This is a genomic window from Haemophilus haemolyticus (assembly GCF_001008205.1).
Classification (GTDB): domain Bacteria; phylum Pseudomonadota; class Gammaproteobacteria; order Enterobacterales; family Pasteurellaceae; genus Haemophilus; species Haemophilus haemolyticus_Q.
This window is the reverse complement of record NZ_LCTK01000025.1, coordinates 1-9,707: the sequence shown is the minus strand read 5'-3', so window position 1 is coordinate 9,707 and position 9,707 is coordinate 1. Positions and strand designations below refer to the sequence as shown.

General features: G+C 36.9%; 10 protein-coding genes and 1 pseudogene. All 11 read left to right on the top strand.

Annotated elements, in window-relative coordinates; all coding sequences use genetic code 11:
• A partial coding sequence (locus AAX18_RS05750) for a substrate-binding domain-containing protein (protein ID WP_046953249.1) occupies window positions 1-675 on the top strand: 675 nt, incomplete at its 5' end.
• A 188-nt stretch (window positions 676-863) separates the two neighbouring features.
• Window positions 864-1,859, top strand: coding sequence for a galactose/glucose ABC transporter substrate-binding protein MglB (gene mglB, locus AAX18_RS05745; protein WP_046953248.1), 996 nt, complete (start codon window positions 864-866; stop codon window positions 1,857-1,859).
• Between the two features lie 65 nt (window positions 1,860-1,924).
• The gene (gene mglA / locus AAX18_RS05740; RefSeq protein WP_046953247.1) at window positions 1,925-3,445 is read left to right on the top strand and encodes a galactose/methyl galactoside ABC transporter ATP-binding protein MglA; all 1,521 of its coding nucleotides are present in this window, start codon (window positions 1,925-1,927) and stop codon (window positions 3,443-3,445) included.
• 18 nt (window positions 3,446-3,463) lie between these two features.
• Window positions 3,464-4,474, top strand: coding sequence for a galactose/methyl galactoside ABC transporter permease MglC (gene mglC / locus AAX18_RS05735; protein ID WP_005645969.1), 1,011 nt, complete (start codon window positions 3,464-3,466; stop codon window positions 4,472-4,474).
• Window positions 4,475-4,635: 161 nt separating this feature from the next.
• A complete protein-coding gene (locus tag AAX18_RS05730) occupies window positions 4,636-5,370 on the top strand; it encodes a hypothetical protein (RefSeq protein WP_046953246.1) in 735 nt (244 codons plus the stop codon).
• A 5-nt stretch (window positions 5,371-5,375) separates the two neighbouring features.
• Window positions 5,376-5,933 carry a septation protein A gene (locus AAX18_RS05725; RefSeq protein ID WP_005636812.1) on the top strand — a complete coding sequence of 186 codons (558 nt, stop codon included), beginning with the start codon at window positions 5,376-5,378 and terminating at the stop codon, window positions 5,931-5,933.
• Complete coding sequence (gene yciA / locus AAX18_RS05720) at window positions 5,933-6,412, top strand: acyl-CoA thioester hydrolase YciA (RefSeq protein ID WP_046953245.1); 480 nt, start codon at window positions 5,933-5,935, stop codon at window positions 6,410-6,412. The genes AAX18_RS05725 and yciA overlap by 1 nt, the downstream gene beginning before the upstream one ends.
• A 15-nt stretch (window positions 6,413-6,427) precedes the next feature.
• Window positions 6,428-6,724, top strand: coding sequence for a YciI family protein (locus AAX18_RS05715; protein WP_005633433.1), 297 nt, complete (start codon window positions 6,428-6,430; stop codon window positions 6,722-6,724).
• Between the two features lie 25 nt (window positions 6,725-6,749).
• Window positions 6,750-8,531: a transglycosylase SLT domain-containing protein gene (locus tag AAX18_RS05710; RefSeq protein WP_046953244.1), complete on the top strand. Its 1,782-nt coding sequence runs from the start codon at window positions 6,750-6,752 to the stop codon at window positions 8,529-8,531.
• A gap of 37 nt (window positions 8,532-8,568) precedes the next feature.
• Complete coding sequence (gene trpR, locus AAX18_RS05705; protein WP_005629736.1) at window positions 8,569-8,874, top strand: trp operon repressor; 306 nt, start codon at window positions 8,569-8,571, stop codon at window positions 8,872-8,874.
• Window positions 8,861-9,600, top strand: a pseudogene (mtgA, locus tag AAX18_RS05700) (monofunctional biosynthetic peptidoglycan transglycosylase). The gene trpR and the pseudogene mtgA overlap by 14 nt, the downstream one beginning before the upstream one ends.
• Window positions 9,601-9,707 lie beyond the last annotated feature (107 nt).

Sequence of the window (9,707 nt, the reverse complement as noted above, 5' to 3'; positions counted from 1 at the left end):
GATACCTTACTTCGCAAGCGTTGTAGTTGTTTAGTTGTGCATTCGAAAGCGTTATCCGACGATGAACTTAGCCATTATTTGAAAACAGTACCAGGAATGGTGATTATCAACCGAGTGATTCAAGGCTATGAAAATCGTTGCGTAAGTTTAGATAATAAAAAAGGAACCTACTTAGCAACAGAAATGCTTATTCGCTGTGGCCATAAACATATTGCATATATTGGATCTAACCATGCTATTTTCGATGAAATTGAGCGTCGAGATGGTTATCTTACTGCATTAAAAGATCACAATTATCCAATTATTGAGCATGCCATAACGCACAATTCACCAGACTTCGAAGGTGGTGAACAAGCAATGATTGATTTGCTTAGTTATAACAAAGATCTTACTGCGGTCGTAGCTTATAACGATTCAATGGCTGCGGGAGCCATTTCAGTTCTCAATGAAAACAATATTAGTGTACCAAGCCAATTTTCAATCATTGGTTTTGACGATATGCCAATTGCTCGTTATTTAATTCCTAAATTGACAACCATTCGCTATCCTATTGATTTAATGGCAACTTATGCAGCCAACCTTGCATTAAGCCTTGTTGATAATGAGGTGAGAACGCCATCAACAATTCAATTTAACCCAACATTAGTACGTCGTTTTTCTGTGGAATCTATCTAAATTCGAAGGTGAACGCACTCATAAAATGTGATGTCGATCACAAATCCGAATTTTTAATGTAATCGTTTTCATTTATGTGAGTTTGATCACAGATTCCAAGCAGATTATTCGCTAATATGGCATCAATTGCAGAATGTAATGCAATATTTATCTCTAACACATCAACATTCCAAAATAGGAGCGTTATTATGAAAAAAACAGCAGTATTAAGTGCAGTTGCTTTGGCTATCGGTTTAGGTGCAGCATCTTCTAGCTTTGCAGCAAGTAACAAAATTGGTGTAACCATTTACAAATACGATGACAACTTCATGTCTTTAATGCGTAAAGAAATTGATAAAGAAGCTAAAGCACTTGGTGGCATTAACTTATTAATGAATGACTCCCAAAATGCACAATCAATTCAAAATGACCAAGTTGATGTATTACTTTCCAAAGGTGTGAAAGCTCTTGCAATTAACTTAGTTGACCCTGCTGCAGCACCAACCATTATTAGCAAAGCAAAACCAGACAACATTCCTGTTGTATTCTTTAATAAAGACCCAGGTGCAAAAGCTATCGGTTCTTATGAACACGCTTACTATGTAGGTACTGATCCAAAAGAATCAGGTTTAATTCAAGGGGATTTAATTGCAAAACAATGGAAAGCGAATCCAGCTCTAGACTTAAATAAAGATGGCAAAATCCAATTCGTGTTATTAAAAGGTGAACCAGGTCACCCAGATGCTGAAGCTCGTACAAAATTCGTAGTTGAAGAACTTAATGCGAAAGGTATCCAAACTGAACAATTATTTATTGATACTGGTATGTGGGATGCTGCAATGGCGAAAGATAAAGTAGATGCTTGGTTATCTAGCTCTAAAGCGAACGACATTGAAGTAATTATTTCTAACAACGATGGTATGGCATTAGGCGCATTAGAAGCAACCAAAGCACATGGTAAAAAACTCCCTATCTTCGGTGTGGATGCATTACCAGAAGCATTGCAACTCATCAAAAAAGGTGAACTTGCAGGTACTGTGTTAAACGATGGTGTGAACCAAGGTAAAGCAGTTGTTCAATTATCTAACAACTTATCACAAGGCAAAGCAGCAACAGAAGGCACAAAATGGGAATTAAAAGATCGTGTTGTACGTATCCCTTATGTTGGTGTAGATAAAGACAACTTAGGCGACTTCTTAAAATAATTTCTCATCAATTTTTGTTGTAATCCAAGGGGAAGTTGCCCTTCCCCTTTTTAACGAGGTTGGATATGACATCTCAAACTCAAAGTCAAGACAGCCAAGTGCTGCTCACAATGACCAATGTCTGCAAATCCTTTCCAGGCGTAAAAGCCTTAGATAATGCAAACTTAACGGTTCGTTCACATTCTGTTCATGCTTTAATGGGTGAGAACGGCGCGGGCAAATCTACATTACTAAAATGCTTATTCGGCATTTATGCCAAAGATGAAGGTGAAATCCTTTTCTTAGGTCAACCCGTCAATTTTAAAACATCTAAAGAAGCCCTTGAGAATGGTATTTCAATGGTGCACCAAGAACTCAACCTCGTACGCCAAACTAGCGTAATGGATAACTTGTGGCTTGGTCGATATCCACTTAAAGGACCTTTTGTCGATCACGCGAAAATGTACCGTGATACTAAAGCGATTTTTGATGAATTGGATATTGATGTAGATCCTAAAGAAAAGGTCACCAAACTTTCAGTTTCTCAAATGCAGATGATCGAAATTGCGAAGGCGTTTTCATACAACGCTAAAATCGTAATCATGGATGAACCAACATCCTCGCTTTCTGAAAAAGAAGTTGAGCATCTGTTTAAAATTATCGACAAATTAAAACAACGCGGTTGCGGAATTATCTATATTTCTCACAAAATGGATGAAATCTTCAAAATCTGTGATGAAATTACTATTTTACGCGACGGTAAATGGATCAACACGGTAAATGTGAAAGAATCCAGTATGGAACAAATTGTCGGAATGATGGTAGGTCGTGAATTAACGCAGCGTTTCCCTGAAAAAACAAACACGCCAAAAGAAGTAATTTTACAGGTCGAAAATCTTACCGCTAAAAATCAACCATCCATTCAAGACGTATCTTTTGAATTACGAAAAGGTGAAGTTCTCGGTATTGCAGGCCTTGTGGGGGCTAAACGTACTGATATCGTTGAAGCTATTTTTGGCGTACGTGAATTAACTGAAGGAACTATCAAGTTACACGGAAAAACCGTGAAAAATCATACCGCACTTGAAGCGATTAATAATGGCTTTGCATTGGTAACTGAAGAGCGTCGTTCAACAGGTATTTACTCTAATTTAAGCATTGAATTTAACTCATTGATTTCAAATATGAAATCTTATCTCACACCATGGAAATTACTTAGCACGAAGAAAATGAAAAGTGATACCCAGTGGGTAATTGATTCAATGAATGTAAAAACGCCATCACATAGAACAACAATTGGTTCTCTTTCTGGCGGTAACCAACAAAAGGTCATTATCGGTCGTTGGCTTTTAACTCAACCTGAAATTCTGATGCTTGATGAGCCGACTCGTGGTATCGACATTGGAGCAAAATTTGAAATTTACCAACTCATTCAAGAACTCGCTAAAAAAGATAAAGGCATTATTATGATTTCATCAGAAATGCCTGAATTACTAGGTGTAACTGACCGCATTTTAGTGATGAGTAACGGTAAATTGGCGGGTATTGTAGAAACTGCAAAAACTTCACAAGAAGAAATCTTGCAACTCGCTGCAAAATATTTATAAAGATAAAAGGAACAAATCATGAGTGCCTTACAAAAAAACAAATCCTTTGATTTATTAAAACAAAATGCGATTTATTTTGTCTTGCTGATTTTGCTCGGCATTATTATTGCGCAAGATCCAACCTTTTTAAATTTAATCAACTTCAGTAACATCTTAACCCAATCTTCTGTGCGCTTAATTATTGCTCTCGGGGTTGCCGGATTGTTGATTACACAAGGGACTGACTTATCTGCCGGTCGCCAAGTTGGTTTAGCTGCGGTTATCTCTGCAACCATGTTGCAATCAATGGAAAATATGAACCGCGTATTTCCTGAAATGGGTGAAATTCCAATTCCAGTGGTAATTCTTGCAGTTTGTGCTATCGGTGCAGTAATTGGTTTAGTGAATGGTTTAGTTATTGCTTACTTAAATGTAACGCCATTCATCGCAACCATGGGTACAATGATCATCGTATATGGTTTCAACTCACTATACTATGATGCAGTAGGTGGTTCTCCAATCGCAGGTTTTAGCGAAAACTTCTCAACATTCGCTCAAGGATTCTTCCGAGTTGGTAGTTTTAAACTCTCTTACATCACTATCTATGCAGCTATCGCAGCATTATTAGTATGGATTATGTGGAATAAAACTCGTTTCGGTAAAAACGTATTTGCTATCGGTGGTAACCCAGAAGCTGCGAAAGTATCTGGCGTAAACGTTGCACGTAACTTAGTTGTCATCTACATGATTGCAGGTATGTTCTATGCTTTCGGTGGTATGCTCGAAGCTGGTCGTATCGGTTCTGCAACCAATAACTTAGGTTTCATGTATGAATTAGATGCGATCGCCGCTTGCGTAGTGGGTGGCGTATCCTTCGCAGGTGGTGTAGGTACCGTAATTGGTGTAATCACTGGGGTTATCATCTTTACAGTTATCAACTACGGTTTAACTTACATCGGTGTAAACCCTTACTGGCAATATATCATTAAAGGTAGCATTATCATCCTCGCGGTTGCTATCGACTCATTAAAATACGCGAAGAAAAAATAATACGAATAATCTCTCTAAAGATAACAAATAAAGTGGGCGTCCTTGCCCACTTTTGTTTTATATACTCAATTCAGTATGAATTCATAACCTCACTAACGATATTTATGCAATAATCAGCAAACCCTGTATAATTGCGCCACCATTTTTATAGAGAGATAATAATGCAAATTAACTTTACACAAGTATTGCAAGACAGTTGGAACTTCTTCCGTAATCAACAAAAAATCATGCTGCAATTTGTCGCAATTTTATTTATTGTGCAAAGTGCGAGTGCACTTTTAAGTTTTCCAGTTAATGATGAAAATAAAAATGATGTATTAAATCTCGCAAATACAGATATCACTGGTTTTATCTTTTCAGTTGCAATCACTCAAATTTTAACGAGCTTTATTACAGCTTGGGGATTAACCTCAATCCATAAAATTAGCTTACAAAATTACCGCACTTTAGGTGAGACCTTCTCACTTACCTTGCGTCGTTTTGCAGGTGTAATTCTGTTAGATCTATTAATGGTTGCACCAATGTTACTGGGGCTTGGTGAAGCCTTTGCTGCATTACTCACAAAAAAATCGCCCTCTATCATGTCACTTATCGCGATGATTGTTGGCGTTTGGTTCTTCGTCCGTTTAAATTTGACAGCAGTACATTATCTTTCTACTCAAGATACACTTTCGCAAACTATCCGAAAAATTTGGATGCGAGGAAATACTCGAAAAGGCGTATTGTTTATTTATACCCTACTGGTTTATTTTCTAGTGCCAGTCCTCATTTTCCAATTAAGCGCATTTTCCAATAATGCTGTGTTTGATATGGTGATAGGAATTTTCACCGCATTACTCAATATTTTTATGCTAGTAGTGACTTATCGTTTCTACAGTTTATTTATGAAGGATTAATCAATATGAAACAACTCCTTGACTTTATCCCTTTAATTTTATTTTTTGTCACTTACAAACTCGGTGGTGTACGTGAAGCAGCCATCGTATTAGTAGTGGCAACAATTTTGCAGATCGTGATTTTAAAATGGAAATACGGAACCGTTGAAAAACAACAAAAAATCATGGCAAGTGCGGTCGTTTTTTTTGGACTTTTAACCGCTTACTTTAATGAAATCCGCTATTTGCAATGGAAAGTGACAATTATTAATGCCTTGTTTGCCATTGTTTTACTCGTAGCACAATTTCAATTTAAAACCCCATTAATCAAAAAATTACTTGGCAAAGAGCTACAACTGCCTGAAAAGGCTTGGAATACACTTAACCTAGGTTGGGCAGTATTCTTTATTATTTGTATGTTGGTGAATATTTATATCAGCCATAATATGTCGGAAGAAGCTTGGGTTGATTTCAAATCTTTCGGAATTATTGGTATGACAGTGATTGCAACGATTATTTCAGGTGCTTATATCTATCGCTATTTACCTAAAGATGATTCAAATTCAAAAGATGGAGAAAAATAATGTCTTCCAATTTTACTGATAAAAATGGCCGCCATTCGAAAGGGATTCTATTACTACGAACCTTAGCAATGCCTTCTGATACCAATGCTAACGGAGATATTTTCGGCGGTTGGATCATGTCTCAAATGGATATGGGGGGGGCAATTTTAGCAAAAGAAATCGCACATGGGCGCGTGGTTACCGTTGCGGTTGAAAGCATGAATTTCATCAAACCAATCTCTGTGGGCGATGTGGTTTGTTGCTACGGCCAATGTCTAAAAGTAGGACGTTCTTCCATTAAAATTAAAGTGGAAGTATGGGTGAAAAAAGTGGCAAGTGAGCCAATTGGTGAACGTTATTGTGTGACTGATGCAGTATTTACCTTCGTTGCAGTAGATAATAATGGTCGCTCACGCACGATTCCTCGTGAAAATAACCACGAATTAGAAAAAGCATTGGCCTCAATTGCAGAGTTAGAGGCTGAACAAAACGCTTGTTAATAGAAGGAAATAATAATGTTCTATGTGATTTTTGCTCAAGACATTCCAAATACATTAGAAAAACGTCTTGCCGTACGCGAGCAACACTTAGCTCGTTTAAAACAACTTCAAGCAGAAAACCGTTTACTTACGGCAGGCCCCAATCCAGCTATTGATGATGAAAATCCTGGAGAGGCAGGTTTTACTGGTTCAACCGTCATTGCACAATTCGCAAATTTACAAGCAGCAAAAGACTGGGCGGCACAAGATCCTTATGTTGAAGCTGGCGTATATGGTGATGTTATTGTAAAACCATTTAAAAAAGTATTTTAGCCCTCCTCAATTCTAATAAGCTAATATGAAAAAACTCGCTTTAATTTCTCTCTGCATTTTGACGGCACTTTCTGCCTTTGCCGATACACCTAACACGGCAACAGCATCCATCAATCTTGAGCAAGAAAAACAAAACTGGGCGTCAATACAGCATCAAGACTACTTAAAACGTTTAAAACAACGTGAAACCTTTTTACAGGTTGAAGGTTTGCTAAAAAGTGCGGTAAAAAACCAGCAATTTTCTGAAGCGACTCAAAATATCACAAAAACCTTAATAGACTCATTGCAAGACTACCCTTTGCAATACGATTTGCTAGCACGCTTTTGGGAAACCAAAATTGCCTTTTTAAAAAGTGATGACATTCAAGGCAAACAACAAGCAATAAATGAACTCCATGCATTAGTGCAACAAAATTACCCTTTTGTGACGCCAGCATTTCAAGCCTTATTACAAAAACTATCCACATTAGAGGAACAACAAACATCAGCAACGTTGGATAATGCTAAAGAAAATAACAGGGTTCAAAAAGAACAAAATCAAGTAGAAAATCCTAAACAACTTGCTGAGATTATAAAGAACAGCAATCCTAGCACTTTAGATAAAAGTGTATTAATTGATGCTTTTCCTCGTTATCTAAAAACATTATCGGAACAAATAGAGAATCCAAATTTTGAGCTCTATCAGCAATGGGCTGAAACTTGGCAACTCTCAGAAGATGAAATCAAACAGTGGAAAACAGCCTTTTTAAATCGTTTTTTTGATAATGAAAACGCTGATTTTCAAAAATGGCGTGATGAACAAATCCAACAATTAAAAACTGATAATCTAACCGAACGCCGTTTACGAATGGCAATTTGGCAGAAGACCGACCTTTCTCCGTGGCTTAATTCACTTACTACTGAAGGCAAAGCAAAACAAGAATGGCGTTATTGGGAAGCCAAACAAGATATATCAAAAAATATAGAAAAACTAACCGCACTTTCAAAAGAGCGTGGGTTCTATCCAATGTTAGCTGCTGCACAATTAAAGCAAGCATATAAAGTCGATTTTCCAGTAGCACCAAGTTTTACCGTAGAAGAACAACTTCCTTTCGAGCAAGTTTTTGCCATGATTCGAGAGCTGAGAGAACTTGGACGAAATGGTTTAGCAAAACAACGTTGGCGAATTTTACTTGATAATGCTGATTTCACAACTCAGCTAAAACTTGCAGAATATGCTGAAAACCAACAATGGTTTGAATTAGCTGTTGATGCTTCTATTGTTGCAAAAGCGTGGGATTACCTGACCCTTCGTCTGCCAAATGCTTATTCAGAATACTTCAATGCAGCATTACAGAATTTAAATATCAGCAAAACTTTTGCTATGGCAATCGCCCGTCAAGAAAGTGCTTGGAATCCAATGGCACAATCTTCTGCAAATGCGCGGGGCTTAATGCAACTTCTGCCAAGCACGGCAAAATTGACTGTAGAGAATAATCAACTACCTTATCAAGGCGAACAAGATTTATTCAAACCATTGAATAATATTTTACTAGGTACCGCACATCTTAATGAACTCAATGGAAAATATCCTAATAATCGAATATTGATTGCAGCCGCTTACAATGCAGGGGCAAATCGAGTAGAAAAATGGTTAAGTCGTGCTAATGGAAAATTAGCATTAGACGAATTTGTGGCATCTATTCCTTTTTACGAAACTCGTGGTTATGTGCAAAATGTAGTCACTTATGACTTTTACTATCAAATTTTACAAAATCAAGAAAACCCACAAATCTTTAGCCAAGAAGAATTGAATCGGCTATACTAAACGCACTAGTTTAATAGTGTGGAATGGGAGCGTAATTATGTATATCAGCCGCAATTTAGAACAATGGAATGCATTTCTTCAAATGCTAAAAATTGCCTTTGAAGAAAATAAAGCACAGGAGTTTCTAACCTTATTATTAACGGCAGACGAACGGGATGCGGTGGGATTACGCTTACAGATTGTCTCTCAGCTGATTGATAAAAATATGCCTCAGCGTGAAATTCAACAAAATCTGAATACAAGTGCTGCCACAATCACTCGAGGTTCCAATATGATTAAAACGATGGATCCTGATTTTATGCAATGGATGAAACAACATCTTGATCTCATTGAAAAAAACTAAGCGAATTTTTACCGCACTTTCTCACTTATTTAGTCCTAAATGGTGGAAAAAAAACTGGCAGCGAGTTGTCTTTCGTTTTTTTTCGCCGTTTTTGCTTTGTTGCTGATTTTTCGCTTTGTACCTATTCCATTTTCCGCTTATATGGTACAACAAAAAATCGCTAATCTTTTACAAGGCGATTTTCGATATCAAATCCAATATAACTGGGTCAGCCTAGAAAATATCTCCCAAAATATTCAATTAGCTGTGATTTCATCAGAAGATCAGCGTTTTCCTGAACATTTCGGATTTGATTTTGAGGCTATCCAACGAGCAATTCGGTATAACGAAAAATCTAAAAAAGGAATCCGAGGAGCATCAACCATTTCCCAGCAAACCGCTAAAAACTTAATGCTTTGGCACGGACAAAATTGGCTACGAAAAGGTTTAGAAGTTCCAGCAACTATGCTACTCGAGCTGACTTGGTCAAAAAAACGTATTTTAGAAGTGTATTTAAATATTGCAGAATTTGGGAATGGCATTTTTGGTGTGGAAGCGGCAAGTCGCTATTACTTTAAAAAATCAGCTAAAAATTTATCTCAAAATGAAGCCGCACTTTTAGCTGCTGTGTTGCCCAATCCAATCATTTATAAAGTAAATAAGCCAAGCTTATTAGTTCGTAAAAAACAAACTTGGATTTTGAGACAAATGGGAAATTTAGGTACTGAATACTTGAGCCATTTATAAAAAACCCCAATCGAATTTCTAAAGTAAAACAAACTAAAAAATATTTACTTGATACACAAAATAAAAAAACGAGTTTAAACTTACGTTTTTTATTTTATTAGCATTTT